This is a genomic window from Pseudomonas sp. D(2018) (assembly GCF_005502555.1).
In the GTDB taxonomy this organism is placed as follows: Bacteria; Pseudomonadota; Gammaproteobacteria; order Pseudomonadales; family Pseudomonadaceae; genus Metapseudomonas; species Metapseudomonas resinovorans.
Genome location: NZ_SCOK01000013.1, coordinates 57,596 through 71,574 on the forward strand (window position 1 = coordinate 57,596; position 13,979 = coordinate 71,574).

The 13,979-nt window shown below is 59.1% G+C and carries 10 protein-coding genes and 4 tRNA genes; 10 read left to right on the forward strand and 4 right to left on the reverse strand.

Annotated features, from left to right (window positions below; all coding sequences use genetic code 11):
• Window positions 1–56 precede the first annotated feature (56 nt).
• Complete coding sequence (folD, locus tag FFS60_RS11030) at window positions 57–911, reverse strand: bifunctional methylenetetrahydrofolate dehydrogenase/methenyltetrahydrofolate cyclohydrolase FolD (RefSeq protein ID WP_028627766.1); 855 nt, start codon at window positions 909–911, stop codon at window positions 57–59.
• A 263-nt stretch (window positions 912–1,174) separates the two neighbouring features.
• Here folD and FFS60_RS11035 point away from each other — a divergent pair.
• The 10 genes from FFS60_RS11035 to FFS60_RS11080 all read left to right on the forward strand — a co-directional run bounded on the left by FFS60_RS11035 (window position 1,175) and on the right by FFS60_RS11080 (window position 10,399).
• Window positions 1,175–1,251 (forward strand) — tRNA-Arg (locus FFS60_RS11035).
• Window positions 1,252–1,285: 34 nt separating this feature from the next.
• Window positions 1,286–1,361, forward strand: a tRNA-His gene (locus tag FFS60_RS11040).
• Between the two features lie 56 nt (window positions 1,362–1,417).
• Window positions 1,418–1,502 (forward strand) — tRNA-Leu (locus FFS60_RS11045).
• Between the two features lie 116 nt (window positions 1,503–1,618).
• Window positions 1,619–1,694: transfer RNA gene (locus FFS60_RS11050), tRNA-His, on the forward strand.
• Between the two features lie 242 nt (window positions 1,695–1,936).
• Complete coding sequence (tig, locus tag FFS60_RS11055) at window positions 1,937–3,247, forward strand: trigger factor (protein ID WP_137821988.1); 1,311 nt, start codon at window positions 1,937–1,939, stop codon at window positions 3,245–3,247.
• A 96-nt stretch (window positions 3,248–3,343) separates the two neighbouring features.
• Entirely contained in the window at window positions 3,344–3,985 is a 642-nt protein-coding gene (gene clpP / locus FFS60_RS11060; protein WP_028627764.1) for an ATP-dependent Clp endopeptidase proteolytic subunit ClpP, read from the forward strand.
• A 109-nt stretch (window positions 3,986–4,094) separates the two neighbouring features.
• Window positions 4,095–5,375 (forward strand): ATP-dependent Clp protease ATP-binding subunit ClpX, encoded by a 1,281-nt coding sequence (gene clpX, locus FFS60_RS11065; RefSeq protein ID WP_028627763.1) that lies wholly within the window; start codon window positions 4,095–4,097, stop codon window positions 5,373–5,375.
• A gap of 133 nt (window positions 5,376–5,508) precedes the next feature.
• Window positions 5,509–7,905, forward strand: coding sequence for an endopeptidase La (gene lon / locus FFS60_RS11070; RefSeq protein ID WP_137821989.1), 2,397 nt, complete (start codon window positions 5,509–5,511; stop codon window positions 7,903–7,905).
• 135 nt (window positions 7,906–8,040) lie between these two features.
• A complete protein-coding gene (hupB, locus tag FFS60_RS11075; protein ID WP_003087931.1) occupies window positions 8,041–8,313 on the forward strand; it encodes a nucleoid-associated protein HU-beta in 273 nt (90 codons plus the stop codon).
• A 211-nt stretch (window positions 8,314–8,524) separates the two neighbouring features.
• Window positions 8,525–10,399 (forward strand): SurA N-terminal domain-containing protein, encoded by a 1,875-nt coding sequence (locus FFS60_RS11080; protein WP_028627761.1) that lies wholly within the window; start codon window positions 8,525–8,527, stop codon window positions 10,397–10,399.
• A gap of 135 nt (window positions 10,400–10,534) precedes the next feature.
• Here FFS60_RS11080 and fabI read toward each other — a convergent pair whose 3' ends face one another.
• From fabI to FFS60_RS11095, 3 genes are read right to left on the reverse strand one after another with little or no spacing between them, the layout of a single operon-like run.
• Window positions 10,535–11,329: an enoyl-ACP reductase FabI gene (gene fabI / locus FFS60_RS11085; RefSeq protein ID WP_028627760.1), complete on the reverse strand. Its 795-nt coding sequence runs from the start codon at window positions 11,327–11,329 to the stop codon at window positions 10,535–10,537.
• Between the two features lie 20 nt (window positions 11,330–11,349).
• Window positions 11,350–12,957: an ABC transporter ATP-binding protein gene (locus tag FFS60_RS11090; RefSeq protein WP_137821990.1), complete on the reverse strand. Its 1,608-nt coding sequence runs from the start codon at window positions 12,955–12,957 to the stop codon at window positions 11,350–11,352.
• A 1-nt stretch (window position 12,958) separates the two neighbouring features.
• On the reverse strand, window positions 12,959–13,978 hold the full coding sequence (locus FFS60_RS11095) for an ABC transporter permease (RefSeq protein ID WP_028627758.1): 1,020 nt from the start codon (window positions 13,976–13,978) through the stop codon (window positions 12,959–12,961).
• Between the last annotated feature and the right edge of the window lies 1 nt (window position 13,979).

Here is a 13,979-nt window from a genome sequence, read left to right on the forward strand (position 1 = left end):
CGGATTCGCCCAATAGAAAAGGCCGCTTGATGCGGCCTTTTCTATTGGCTGGTGCCTTACGCGTGGAGCGTTTCGGCGGCGTAAAGGGTGTTTTCCAGCAGGCAGGCGCGAGTCATGGGGCCGACGCCGCCTGGGACCGGGGTGATCCAGCTGGCGCGCTGCTCGGCCACGTCATATTCCACGTCCCCCACCAGCTTGCCGTCGTCCTGGCGATTGATGCCGACATCGATGACGATCGCGCCGGGCTTGATCCACTCTCCCTTCACCAGGCCTGGCTTGCCGGCGGCCACTACCACCAGGTCTGCGTTGGCTACGTGGCCGGCCAGATCCTTGGTGAATCGGTGTGTAACCGTTACGGTGCAGCCGGCGAGCAGAAGCTCGAGGGCCATGGGGCGGCCGACGATGTTGGAGGCGCCCACAACAACGGCGTTCATGCCATAGAGGTCGGCGCCGGTGCTTTCCAGGAGAGTCATGATGCCCTTGGGAGTGCAGGGGCGGAGCAGGGGGATGCGTTGGGCCAGGCGGCCGACGTTATAAGGATGGAAGCCGTCCACGTCCTTGTCGGGGTGGATGCGCTCCAGCAGCTGCGAGGCGTCCAGGTGTTCAGGCAGTGGTAGTTGAACCAGTATGCCGTCGATCGCCGGGTCTTCATTGAGGCGGTCGATCAGGGCCAGCAGCTCAGTCTGGCTGGTGCTGGCGGGCAAGTCATGGGCCTGCGACAGAAAGCCGACTTCCTCGCAATCCTTGCGTTTGTGGGCGACATAGACCTGGGAGGCGGGATCGCTGCCGACCAGGATCACGGCGAGGCCGGGGACGCGAAGTCCTTGCTGGCGACGCTCGGCGACACGTAGGGCTATCTGCTGGCGGAGGCGGGCGGCGATCGTTTTGCCGTCGATCAGTTGTGCGGTCATGACGCTAGATTAACCATCGGGAAGGGCTAAAAAGGGCGCGTATTCTCGCATGGAGGGGCGGGCGGGCAAAGGCGGGCGGTCTGCATTTTGTCCTGACGCTTATATCTTTCTGATTTTTTTAAATTTTCCTGTTGACGATGGGTGGGGCTGGCTATAAGATGCGCCCCGCTTGTCGAGCACAGCCTGTCGCTGGGTAAGACGGCAAAGACGAATCCAAGTGATTCGGTCTAGGCCGAAGCTTTATAGTCTGCTCGCAGATATAAGCGCCCGTAGCTCAGCTGGATAGAGCATCCGCCTTCTAAGCGGATGGTCGCAGGTTCGAGTCCTGCCGGGCGTGCCATTTGGCACATTTGGCTCAAGCAATGCGTAATATGGTGGGCGTAGCTCAGTTGGTAGAGCACAGGATTGTGGCTCCTGGTGTCGTGGGTTCGATTCCCATCGTCCACCCCATATTCCGGAGAGCGCCAGGCAGCATGCCTGGCGTTTTCGTTTCAAGTGTTGTCTCTGCGGACGTGGTGGAATTGGTAGACACACTGGATTTAGGTTCCAGCGCCGCAAGGCGTGAGAGTTCGAGTCTCTCCGTCCGCACCATGATGTTCGAATCGTGTTGAATGGTGGGTGTTCCGCAGGTTCTTGGCGATTCTCGTTGTAAGTCGGTGGCCCCATTGGCTACCGTTGCTGATGAAAATCAGTAAATGTGCAATATGGTGGGCGTAGCTCAGTTGGTAGAGCACAGGATTGTGGCTCCTGGTGTCGTGGGTTCGATTCCCATCGTCCACCCCATATTCATGAAAGCGCCAGGCTCATTGCCTGGCGTTTTCATTTCCGGATCGAGGCGACTCCGGCGTGGTGCGGAATCGGGGCGCTGCCCGCCTTCCCGAGGCATCGCGAATTCCCTTTCTTCTCTCTCTTCAATTTGCCGGCTGTTTCTGGCGGGTGACTTCTGTAAATCGACCCACTAGAATGCATGCCCTTGATTCTGGGGCCGGAACGGCCGGCTTATGTCTGTGCAACGAGGATTATCCATGCAAGTTTCTGTAGAAAGCACCTCCGCTCTTGAGCGCCGCATGACCATCGGCGTGCCGGCCGAGCGCGTCGAGAACGAAGTGACCAAGCGCCTGCAGCAGACTGCCCGCCGCGCCAAGGTTGCCGGTTTCCGTCCGGGCAAAGTGCCGATGAGCGTTATTCGTCAGCGCTTCGAGGACTCCGCTCGTCAGGAAGTCCTGGGTGACCTGATCCAGTCTTCCTTCTATGAGGCTGTTGTCGAGCAGAAGCTGAATCCGGCCGGTGCCCCGTCTGTCGAGCCTAAAGTGTTCGAGAAGGGTAAGGATCTTGAATTCATCGCCACTTTCGAAGTGTTCCCCGAATTCAAGGTTGCCGGTTTCGAAGAGATCGCCATCGAACGCCTGCAGGCTGAGGTTGGCGACGCTGATGTCGACAACATGCTGGACATCCTGCGCAAGCAGAACACCCGTTTCGAAGCTGTTGAGCGCGCCGCCGAGAACGGTGATCAGCTGAACATCGATTTCGTCGGTAAGGTCGACGGTGAGGTCTTTGCTGGCGGCTCCGCCAAAGGCACCCTGCTGGTGCTGGGTTCCGGTCGCATGATTCCGGGCTTCGAAGAGGCTCTGGTTGGCGTCAAGGCCGGTGAAGAGCGTTTGATCAATCCGACCTTCCCGGCTGACTACCAGAACCTGGACCTGGCTGGTAAGGCTGCAGAGTTCACCGTGACCGTGAACAGTGTTTCCGCTCCCCAGCTGCCTGAGTTGAACGATGAGTTCTTCTCTCTGTTCGGCATCAAGGAAGGTGGTCTGGAAGGCTTCCGCGCCGAAGTTCGCAAGAACATGGAGCGTGAGCTGCGTCAGGCCACCAAGTCCAAGGTGAAGAACCAGGTGATGGATGGTCTGTTGGCTGCCAACCCGGTTGAGGTGCCGAAGGCTCTGATCGGCAACGAAGTGAACCGTCTGCGCGTCCAGGCTGTTCAGCAGTTCGGTGGCAACATCAACCCCGAGCAACTGCCGGCTGAGCTGTTCGAAGAGCAAGCCAAGCGCCGCGTGGTCCTGGGTCTGATCGTGGCCGAAGTGGTCAAGCAGTTCGAGCTGAAGCCCGACGAAGCTCGCGTGCGCGAGCTGATCGAAGAGATGGCCTCCGCCTATCAGGAGCCGGAGCAAGTCGTGGCCTGGTACTACAAGAACGACCAGCAACTGAACGAAGTCCGTTCGGTTGTGCTGGAAGAACAAGTTGTAGATACTGTCCTGCAGAAGGCCAAAGTAACCGACACGTCGGTTTCCTACGAAGAGGCAGTCAAGCCGGCAGAAGCTCCGAAAGCCGACTGATCGTTCCGCCTCCTTCGAACACACCATAAGCCAGCCTCCGAGCTGGCTTATGCGTCTTTGAGACATGACTATCTAATTAGGGAGTGATCGCAGGACATGTCCCGCAATTCTTTCGTGCAGCAAATGCCTGACATCCAAGCCGCTGGCGGTCTGGTGCCGATGGTGATTGAGCAGTCCGCCCGTGGCGAACGTGCTTATGACATTTATTCGCGCCTGTTGAAGGAGCGCGTGATCTTCCTGGTGGGCCCCGTAGAAGACTACATGGCCAATCTGGTGGTGGCGCAGCTGCTTTTCCTCGAGGCCGAGAACCCCGACAAGGACATCCAACTCTACATTAACTCCCCAGGTGGCTCAGTGACTGCCGGTATGTCGATCTACGACACCATGCAGTTCATCAAGCCCGACGTTTCGACCCTGTGCATTGGTCAGGCGTGCAGTATGGGAGCGCTACTACTGGCTGGTGGAGCTGCGGGCAAGCGTTTCTGCCTGCCGCATTCGCGTATGATGATTCACCAGCCGCTGGGCGGTTTCCAGGGGCAGGCCTCGGACATTGAGATTCATGCCCGTGAGATACTCACCATTCGCGAGCGCCTGAACAAGATCCTGGCGGACCACACAGGTCAGCCGATCGACGTGATCGCACGCGACACCGACCGCGACAATTTCATGAGTGGTGATGAGGCAGTCAAATACGGCCTGATCGATCAGGTGCTCAGTAAGCGCCAGCTCGTGGGCTAAGCCCTTCCGCAAGACTGCGGCCGGAGAATATCCGGCCGTTTCGCGGGGTTGAAAATGCCCGCATTTGCCTTCATCTTGTGTTTCAAGCCTACCCGATTGGATCGATCGAATGACTGACACCCGCAACGGCGAGGACAACGGCAAACTGCTTTATTGCTCTTTCTGCGGCAAAAGCCAGCACGAAGTACGCAAACTGATTGCCGGTCCCTCCGTATTTATCTGCGACGAGTGCGTCGACCTGTGCAACGACATCATCCGTGAGGAGGTGCAGGAAGCCCAGGCCGAGAGCAGTGCGCACAAACTGCCCGCGCCCAAGGAAATTCGCACCATCCTCGACCAATACGTGATTGGTCAGGAGCGCGCGAAGAAGGTTCTCGCGGTAGCGGTGTACAACCACTACAAGCGTCTGAACCAGCGCGACAAGAAAGATGACGTCGAGCTGGGCAAGAGCAACATCCTGCTGATCGGGCCCACCGGTTCGGGCAAGACGTTGCTGGCTGAAACCTTGGCTCGCCTGCTTAACGTACCCTTCACCATCGCTGATGCCACTACCCTCACCGAGGCGGGTTACGTTGGCGAAGACGTTGAGAACATCATCCAGAAGCTGCTGCAGAAGTGCGATTACGATGTAGAGAAGGCCCAGATGGGCATCGTCTATATCGACGAGATCGACAAGATTTCCCGCAAGTCGGATAACCCGTCCATCACCCGCGACGTATCGGGCGAGGGTGTGCAGCAGGCCCTGCTGAAGCTGATCGAAGGCACCGTTGCCTCGGTACCGCCGCAAGGCGGTCGCAAGCATCCGCAACAGGAATTCCTGCAGGTTGATACCCGCAACATACTGTTCATCTGCGGTGGTGCATTTGCTGGCCTGGAGAAAGTGATCCAGAACCGTTCGACCAGAGGTGGTATCGGTTTCAATGCCGAAGTCCGCAGCAAGGATCTGGGTAAGAAGGTGGGCGAAGCCCTCCGTGAAGTCGAGCCGGAGGACCTTGTGAAGTTCGGTCTGATTCCGGAGTTCGTAGGTCGATTGCCGGTCATTGCCACCCTCGACGAACTGGATGAGGCTGCGCTGATGCAGATTCTCACCGAGCCGAAGAACGCGCTGACCAAGCAGTACGCCAAACTGTTCGAAATGGAAGGCGTTGACCTCGAGTTCCGTCCGGATGCGCTCAAAGCCGTTGCCCACCGGGCGCTGGAGCGTAAAACCGGTGCACGTGGCCTGCGCTCCATCCTCGAAGGTATCCTGCTCGACACCATGTATGAGATTCCCTCTCAAACAGATGTAAGCAAGGTAGTCATCGACGAAAGTGTCATCGAAGGATCGTCCAAGCCTCTGTTGATCTACGAGAACAACGAGCAGCCTGCCAAGGCGGCGCCTGACGCTTGATGAAACAAAGGGGCCTACGGGCCCCTTTGTATTTACTGCCTTAAAGCTTGTTTTTTCCCGGGCCTAACCCCATCTTAGGGCCAAGGGTTTTCCCATCTGTTTACGGCCCGAGGGCCGCCGTAGAGCTGATACCATGAATACGACTGCCGAATTACCTCTCCTGCCATTGCGCGATGTCGTGGTCTATCCGCACATGGTCATTCCCCTTTTCGTGGGGCGTGAGAAATCCATCGAGGCTCTCGAGGCTGCGATGACGGGGGACAAGCAGATCCTCCTGGTTGCCCAGAAGAACCCGGCCGACGATGATCCGGGCGAAGATGCCCTGTATCGCATGGGTACTGTCGCCACCGTTCTGCAACTCTTGAAGCTACCCGATGGCACAGTGAAAGTGCTGGTTGAGGGCGAGCAGCGGGGCGCCATCGAGCGTTTCATCGAAGTTGACGGCCATTGCCGCGCTGAAGTCAGCCTGGTCGACGAAGTCGATGCAGGCGAGCGCGAATCGGAAGTATTTATCCGCAGTCTGCTCAGCCAGTTCGAACAGTACGTTCAATTGGGCAAGAAAGTCCCGTCCGAGGTGCTTTCGTCGCTGAACAGTATCGATGAGCCGGGTCGCCTGGTGGACACCATGGCTGCCCATATGGCGCTGAAGATCGAGCAGAAGCAGGAAATCCTCGAACTGACCGACCTTCCCGAGCGTGTCGAGCATGTCCTGGCGTTGCTGGATGCCGAAATCGATCTGCTGCAGGTCGAGAAACGCATTCGTGGCCGCGTGAAGAAGCAGATGGAGCGCAGCCAGCGCGAGTACTACCTGAATGAGCAGATGAAGGCTATTCAGAAAGAGCTGGGCGACATTGATGAGGGTCACAACGAAGTCGAGGAGTTGAAAAAACGTATCGACAACGCTGGGTTGACCAAAGAGGCACTTGCCAAGGCTAACGCCGAGCTGAACAAGCTGAAGCAAATGTCGCCAATGTCCGCCGAAGCGACCGTGGTGCGCTCCTATATCGATTGGCTGGTCAATGTCCCATGGAAGGCCGAAAGCAAGGTTCGACTGGATCTGGCCAAGGCCGAGGATATCCTAGACGCTGATCATTACGGCCTGGAGGAGGTCAAGGAGCGAATCCTCGAATACCTCGCCGTGCAGAAGCGCGTGAAGAAGGTCAAGGGGCCAGTTCTCTGCCTGGTTGGCCCGCCCGGTGTTGGCAAGACCTCGCTGGCCGAGTCCATTGCACGTGCCACCAATCGCAAATTCGTGCGCATGGCCCTGGGCGGTGTGCGTGACGAGGCCGAGATTCGCGGTCATCGTCGTACCTACATTGGTTCCATGCCAGGTCGTTTGATCCAGAAGATGACCAAAGTCGGCGTGCGCAACCCGCTTTTCCTGCTCGACGAGATCGACAAGATGGGCAGCGACATGCGCGGGGATCCTGCGTCTGCGCTACTGGAAGTGCTTGATCCCGAGCAGAACCACAATTTCAACGACCACTACCTGGAAGTCGACTACGACCTCTCGGACGTGATGTTCCTGTGCACGGCCAACTCCATGAACATTCCGGCACCGCTGCTGGATCGTATGGAAGTGATTCGGCTGCCGGGTTACACCGAAGACGAGAAGGTCAACATCGCCGTCAAGTACCTCGCACCCAAACAGACCAAGGCCAACGGCCTGAAGAAGGGCGAGTTGGAGTTCGACGAAGCGGCCATTCGCGACATCATTCGTTACTACACCCGAGAAGCCGGTGTGCGTAGCCTCGAGCGCCAGCTTGCCAAGGTCTGCCGCAAGGCCGTGAAGGAACACGCTCGCGAGAAGCGTTTCGCGGTGCAGGTCACTGCCGAATCGCTGGAACACTTCCTTGGTGTGCGTAAATATCGCTACGGTCTGGCCGAGCAGCAGGATCAGATTGGTCAGGTAACTGGGCTGGCCTGGACTCAGGTTGGCGGCGAATTGCTGACCATCGAAGCGGCGGTCGTCCCTGGCAAGGGGCAATTGACCAAGACCGGTTCGCTGGGTGATGTGATGGCAGAATCCATTACTGCGGCTCTTACCGTGGTGCGTAGCCGGGCGAAGAGCCTGGGTATTCGGGCGGACTTCCACGAGAAACGTGATATCCACATCCACATGCCCGAGGGCGCTACTCCGAAAGATGGCCCCAGCGCTGGTATCGGTATGTGCACTGCTCTGGTTTCGGCCATGACGCAGATTCCGGTTCGTGCTGATGTGGCTATGACCGGGGAAATTACACTGCGGGGGCAGGTACTAGCGATTGGTGGTCTGAAAGAGAAATTGCTGGCCGCACATCGTGGTGGAATCAAGACCGTGATCATTCCCGAAGAGAATGTGCGCGATCTGAAAGAAATTCCCGAAAATATCAAGCAAGACTTGGCGATTAAACCAGTTAAATGGATTGACGAGGTCCTGCAAATTGCGCTGCAATACGCCCCGGAGCCCTTGCCCGATGCGGCTCCGGAGATGGTTGCAAAGGATGACAAGCGCGAGACTGATTCCAAGGAGCGAATCAGCACGCATTAGCCGGGGGGCTTCCTTGACACATTTTTAGAGCCCTTGTTATAAAGCGGCTCTTATGTGTTAGCAGGCCAACCAGCACCCGCTTTGCTTACACCAAACAACTAAGAAACAACTCAACAGAAATAAGGGGACTTAAGAGTGAACAAGTCGGAACTGATTGATGCTATCGCCGCATCTGCTGACATCCCGAAAGCTGTAGCTGGCCGCGCGCTGGACGCAGTTATCGAATCCGTTACTGGCGCTCTGAAGGCTGGTGACTCCGTGGTCCTGGTTGGCTTCGGTACTTTCGCTGTTAAAGAGCGTGCTGCTCGTACTGGCCGCAACCCGCAGACTGGCAAGCCGATCAAGATTGCTGCTGCCAAGATCCCTGGCTTCAAGGCCGGTAAAGCTCTGAAAGACGCCGTCAACTAAGCGTCTTTTGGGCTTTGCCCGATCGGGCCGGGCAAGCCTGGCCTGATAGCGGAGCGGTGGAGGCGAAGGGTTTCTTCCTACCACCAGAGAGGTTGAATCTCAGACTCCGCAAGCTACGAGAAGGCGCATCCTAGGATGCGCCTTTCTCTTATTCGGATACTCTACCCGCGTTACTCGGCTGCGACTCAATGTGGCCGTTTCTGGGGGACCCATGCTGCAGAACATACGGGACAATTCACAGGGGTGGATTGCCAAAACCATCATTGGCGTCATCATCGCACTGCTGGCACTGACCGGCTTCGACGCCATCTTCAATGCCACCAGCAATCGCCAGATCGCGGCTGAGGTCAACGGTGATGAGATCACCCAGGACCAACTGAGCGAAGCCGTGAACATGCAGCGCCGCCAGTTGCAGCAACAGTTGGGTAAGGACTTCGACGCCTCCCTGCTGGACGAGAAGCTGTTGCGTGAAGCCGCGCTGAAGGGGCTGATCGAACGTAAGCTCCTGCTGCAAGGCGCTGGAGAGGCCGACTTTGCCTTCTCGCAGAGTGCTATTGACCAGTTGATCCTGCAGACGCCGGAGTTCCAAGTGGACGGCAAATTCAATGCCGACCGCTTCGATCAGGTGATACGTCAGATGAACTACAGCCGCCTGCAGTTCCGCCAGATGCTTGAGCAGGAGATGCTCATCGGCCAACTGCGTGCCGGTCTGGCTGGTAGTGGTTTCGTAACCGATGCAGAAGTTGAAGCTTTTGCTCGTTTGGAGAAACAGACTCGCGATTTCGCGACTCTGACCCTGAAGGCTGATCCGGCTGCAGTCAGCGTTTCTGAGGATGAGCTCAAGGCCTACTACGACGGTCACGTCGACCAATTCATGAGCCCCGAGCAGGTGGTGATCGAGTACGTCGAACTGAAGAAAGCTGCTTTCTTCAGCCAGGTTGAGGCCAAGGAGGAAGACCTCCAGGCCCAGTACCAGAAAGAGATCAGCAACCTTGCCGAACAGCGTCAGGCCGCCCACATCCTGGTAGAGGTCAGCGACAAGCTCAATGAGGAACAGGCCAAGGCCAAGATCGAGCAGATCAAGCAGCGTCTGGACAAGGGCGAAGACTTTGCCGCCCTGGCCAAGGAGTTCTCTGACGACTCCGGCTCCGCTACCAATGGCGGGGACCTGGGCTTTGCCGGCCCTGGCGTCTATGAGCCGGCTTTCGAAGAGTCGCTGTACGCGCTGAATCAGGGCGAGGTTTCCGCTCCGGTGCGTACCCAGTACGGTTGGCACCTGATCAAACTGCTGGGTGTGCAGGCGCCCGAGGTACCAAGCTTCGAGAGCCTGAAGCCGAAACTGGAGCACGACATCAAGGCCCAGCAGGTCGAGCAGCGCTTCGTCGAGGTAAGCAAGGAGCTGGAAGATGCTGCATTCGAGGCTTCGGATCTGGCGCAGCCTGCGCAGGAGCTGAACCTTGAAGTGAAGACCAGCGCCCCATTCGGTCGTGAAGGTGGCGAAGGCCTGACCGCAAACCGCCAAGTCCTCCAGGCCGCGTTCAGTCCGGAAGTGCTGGAAGACGGCGCCAACAGTTCTGCCATTGAGCTCGATCCGGACACCGTAGTCGTTCTGCGTGTCAAAGAGCACAAGAAGCCCGAACAGCTGGCGCTGGACAAGGTCAGTGACAGTATCCGTCAGCACCTGATGGAGCAGAAGGCCGGCGAAGCCGCCAAGACCAAAGGTGACGCCTTGATTGCCAGCCTGCGCGAAGGTAAGACCCCGGTTGAGCAGGCTCAGGACGGTCAATCCTGGCAGGTGGTAGAAGCCGCGACCCGCAGCCAGGAAGGTATCGAGCCGGTGGTGCTGCAGACTCTGTTCCGCATGCCGAAACCTGCGGCCGCCGACAAGCCCGAGTTCACTGGCGTGAAACTCGGCAACGGCGACTACGTGGTGATCCGGCTGAACGGCATCAGTCAGTCGGATGAGAAGCTGTCTGAGCAGGAGAAGGCGATGTACAGCCGCTTCCTCGCCTCGCGGAGTGGTCAGCAAGACTTTGCTGCCTACCGTCGCCAGTTGGAAGAGAAGGCGAAGATCGAACGTTTCTGACGTGTGATGTATGAAAGAGGCCGCACTATGCGGCCTTTTTCTTTGGGGGCGCCAGTCACGGGCGCTACGCGCCAAGCCGGGCGCACCTACAAAAAAGCCCGCACATAAGTGCGGGCTTCTTCGTAAGTGTGGCTATCAGTCTTCGATGTTGCCCATGGCGGTGGTATTGAAACCGCCGTCCACGTACATGATCTCGCCGCTGATACCCGAGGCCAGGTCGGAGCAGAGGAACGCGCCGGCGTTGCCGACTTCCTCGATGGTCACATTGCGACGCAGGGGGGTCTGCTTCTCGTTTGCGGCGAGCATCTTGCGGAAGCTCTTGATGCCGGAAGCCGCCAGGGTGCGGATCGGGCCAGCGGAGATGGCGTTCACGCGCGTGCCTTCTGGGCCGAGGCTGCCGGCCAGGTAACGCACACCGGCTTCCAGGCTGGCCTTGGCCATGCCCATGACGTTGTAGTTCGGCATGGTGCGCTCGGCGCCCAGGTAGGACAGGGTCAGCAGGCTGCCATTGCGGCCTTTCATCATTTCGCGACCGGCCTTGGCCAGGGCCACGAAGCTGTAGGCGCTGATGTCGTGGGCGATGCGGAAGCCTTCGCGGGTGGTGACTTCGGTGAAGTCGCCGTCCAGTTGGTCGCCCGGAGCGAAACCGACCGAGTGGACGATGCAGTCCAGGCCGTCCCACTTCTTGCCGAGGGCCTCAAAGACAGCGGCGATTTCTTCGTCGTTGGCGACGTCGCAGGGGAAGCAGAGTTCGGCGTTGGAGCCCCAGCTTGCGGCGAATTCTTCGACGCGGCCTTTCAGCTTGTCGTTCTGGTAGGTGAAGGCGAGCTCGGCGCCTTCGCGATGCATGGCTGCAGCGATGCCCGATGCGATGGACAGTTTGCTGGCTACGCCAACGATCAGTACGCGCTTACCGGCGAGAAAACCCATGTGCTTTCATCCTCTTCTGGTTAATGGGCAGTTTCTGGAGCCAGGAATGCGGCTTCCAGCAACTGCTTCGTATAGCTGTGCTGCGGTGAGGCGAAGATGCCTTCGGCTGGACCCTGCTCGACCACCTGTCCGTGCTTGATCACCATCAGCTGGTGGCTCAATGCCCGGACCACCGCCAGATCATGGCTGATGAACAGGTAGGTCAAGTCGTACTTGGTCTGCAACCTACGCAACAACTCCACCACTTGGCGCTGAACCGTCCGGTCGAGCGCCGAGGTGGGCTCGTCCAGCAGGATCAGTGCCGGTTTCAGCACCAACGCCCGGGCAATGGCAATCCGCTGCCGTTGCCCTCCGGAAAACTCGTGGGGGTAGCGGTGCCGGGTTTCCGGGTCCAACCCTACCTCCAGGAGCGCGTCGATGATGGCCTGTTCCTGCTCCGCCTCGGTGCCGATGCGGTGGATTCGAAGCCCCTCGCCGACAATCTGGCCCACGCACATGCGGGGGCTGAGACTGCCGAAGGGGTCCTGGAAGACCACTTGCATCTCGCGCCGGAACGGCCGCACGTCCTTCTGCGACAGTCCGTCCAGTGCCTGGCCCTGGAAACGGATGCCGCCCCGGCTGCCCAGCAGCCGGAGAATCGCCAGGCCCAGCGTGGACTTGCCGGAGCCGCTTTCGCCCACGATACCCAGGGTCTGGCCCTGCAGCAGGCTGAAATTGACGCCGTCCACGGCCTTCACGTGATCCACGGTGCGTCGCAGCAAGCCCTTCTTGATCGGGAACCACACGCGCAGGTCATCGACCTCCAGCAGTGGTGCTCCCACCGGGTTCTGTGCCGGCTGGCCCGAAGGCTCGGCGCCGAGCAGTTCCTTGGTGTAGGGATGCTGCGGTGCGTGGAACAGCTCATCACACGACGCTTGTTCGACGATGCAACCTCGCTGCATGACACATACACGATGCGCAATTCTCCGCACCAGGTTGAGGTCATGGCTGATCAGCAACAACGCCATGCCCAGGCGTGCCTGCAGTTCCTTTAGCAGCTCGAGGATTTTCAGCTGGACGGTGACATCCAGCGCAGTAGTGGGTTCGTCGGCGATCAGGAGCTCCGGCTCGTTGGCCAGAGCCATTGCGATCATCACCCGTTGCCGTTGCCCACCGGAAAGCTCGTGGGGAAAGGCCTTGAGGCGCTTGTGCGGTTCGGGGATGCCGACCAGCTCCAGCAGCTCCAGGGTGCGTTTGGTGGCGGCCTTGCCAGTCAGCCCCTTGTGCAGGCCCAGCACTTCGTTGATCTGCTTCTCGATGCTGTGCAGCGGATTGAGCGAGGTCATGGGCTCTTGGAAGACCATGGCGATGCGGTTGCCGCGAATAGCGCGCAGCTTGCTTTCGGGCAGCTTCAGCAGGTCCTTGCCGGCGTAGTTGATGCTGCCGTTCGGGTGGCGGGCGAGCGGGTAGGGCAACAGGCGCAGGATGGAGTGCGCGGTTACCGACTTGCCGGAGCCGCTTTCGCCCACCAGGGCCAGGGTTTCGCCTTTGCGGATGTCGAAGCTGACGCCCTCGACCACGCGCTGGACCTTCTCGCCGGTGACGAACTCGACGGCGAGGTCGCGTATTTCGATCAGGTTCTCGCTCATTTCACTTCCTCGGGTCGAACGCATCGCGCGCGGCTTCGCCGATGAACACCAGCAATGTCAGCATGGTCGCCAGCACCATGAAGGCAGAAATACCCAGCCAGGGAGCCTGCAGGTTGGATTTGCCCTGGGCCACCAACTCGCCGAGAGAGGGGGCTCCCGGTGGAAGGCCGAAGCCAAGGAAGTCCAGCGCGGTCAAGGTGCCGATGGCGCCGGTGAGGATGAATGGCATGAAGGTCATGGTGGACACCATGGCATTGGGCAGGATGTGGCGGAACATGATGGCGCCATTCTCCATGCCCAGTGCGCGGGCCGCGCGCACGTATTCCAGGTTGCGGCCACGGAGAAATTCGGCACGCACCACGTCCACCAGGCTCATCCATGAGAACAGCAGCATGATGCCCAGCAGCCACCAGAAGTTCGGCTGCACGAAGCTGGCCAGGATGATCAGGAGGTAGAGCACCGGCAGGCCGGACCAGATTTCCAGGAAGCGTTGGCCGGCCAGGTCCACCCAGCCGCCGTAGAAGCCCTGCAAGGCTCCCGCGATCACACCGATGATGGAGCTCAGCAGGGTCAGGGTCAGGGCGAACAGCACCGAGATGCGGAAGCCATAGATGACCCGGGCCATCACATCGCGCCCCTGGTCGTCCGTACCCAGCCAGTTTTCCGCCGAGGGCGGTGCTGGAGCCGGTACCTTGAGTTCGTAGTTGATGGTGTCGTAGCTGAAGGGAATGGGCGCCCAGATCATGCTGCCGCCCTTGGATTCGATCAGCTCGCGGATATAGGGCGTCTTGTAGTTGGCTTCCAGCGGGAACTCGCCGCCGAAGGTGGTTTCTGGATAGCGCTTGAGGAAAGGGAAGTACCACTGGCCGTCGTAGTCGACCATCAATGGCTTGTCGTTGGCGATCATTTCGGCGCCCAGGCTCAGGACGAAGAGAATCAGGAACAGCCAGAGTGACCACCAGCCGCGCTTGTTGGCCTTGAAACGTGCGAAGCGGCGCTGGTTGATTGGGGAGAGGGCCATG

Excerpts from the sequence above, each read along its gene's own strand:
- folD (WP_028627766.1), bottom strand. The coding sequence starts at position 911 with ATGACCGCACAACTGATCGACGGCAAAACGATCGCCGCCCGCCTCCGC.
- tig (WP_137821988.1), top strand. The coding sequence starts at position 1,937 with ATGCAAGTTTCTGTAGAAAGCACCTCCGCTCTTGAGCGCCGCATGACC.
- clpP (WP_028627764.1), top strand. The coding sequence starts at position 3,344 with ATGTCCCGCAATTCTTTCGTGCAGCAAATGCCTGACATCCAAGCCGCT.
- clpX (WP_028627763.1), top strand. The coding sequence starts at position 4,095 with ATGACTGACACCCGCAACGGCGAGGACAACGGCAAACTGCTTTATTGC.
- lon (WP_137821989.1), top strand. The coding sequence starts at position 5,509 with ATGAATACGACTGCCGAATTACCTCTCCTGCCATTGCGCGATGTCGTG.
- FFS60_RS11080 (WP_028627761.1), top strand. The coding sequence starts at position 8,525 with ATGCTGCAGAACATACGGGACAATTCACAGGGGTGGATTGCCAAAACC.
- fabI (WP_028627760.1), bottom strand. The coding sequence starts at position 11,329 with ATGGGTTTTCTCGCCGGTAAGCGCGTACTGATCGTTGGCGTAGCCAGC.
- FFS60_RS11090 (WP_137821990.1), bottom strand. The coding sequence starts at position 12,957 with ATGAGCGAGAACCTGATCGAAATACGCGACCTCGCCGTCGAGTTCGTC.
- FFS60_RS11095 (WP_028627758.1), bottom strand. The coding sequence starts at position 13,978 with ATGGCCCTCTCCCCAATCAACCAGCGCCGCTTCGCACGTTTCAAGGCC.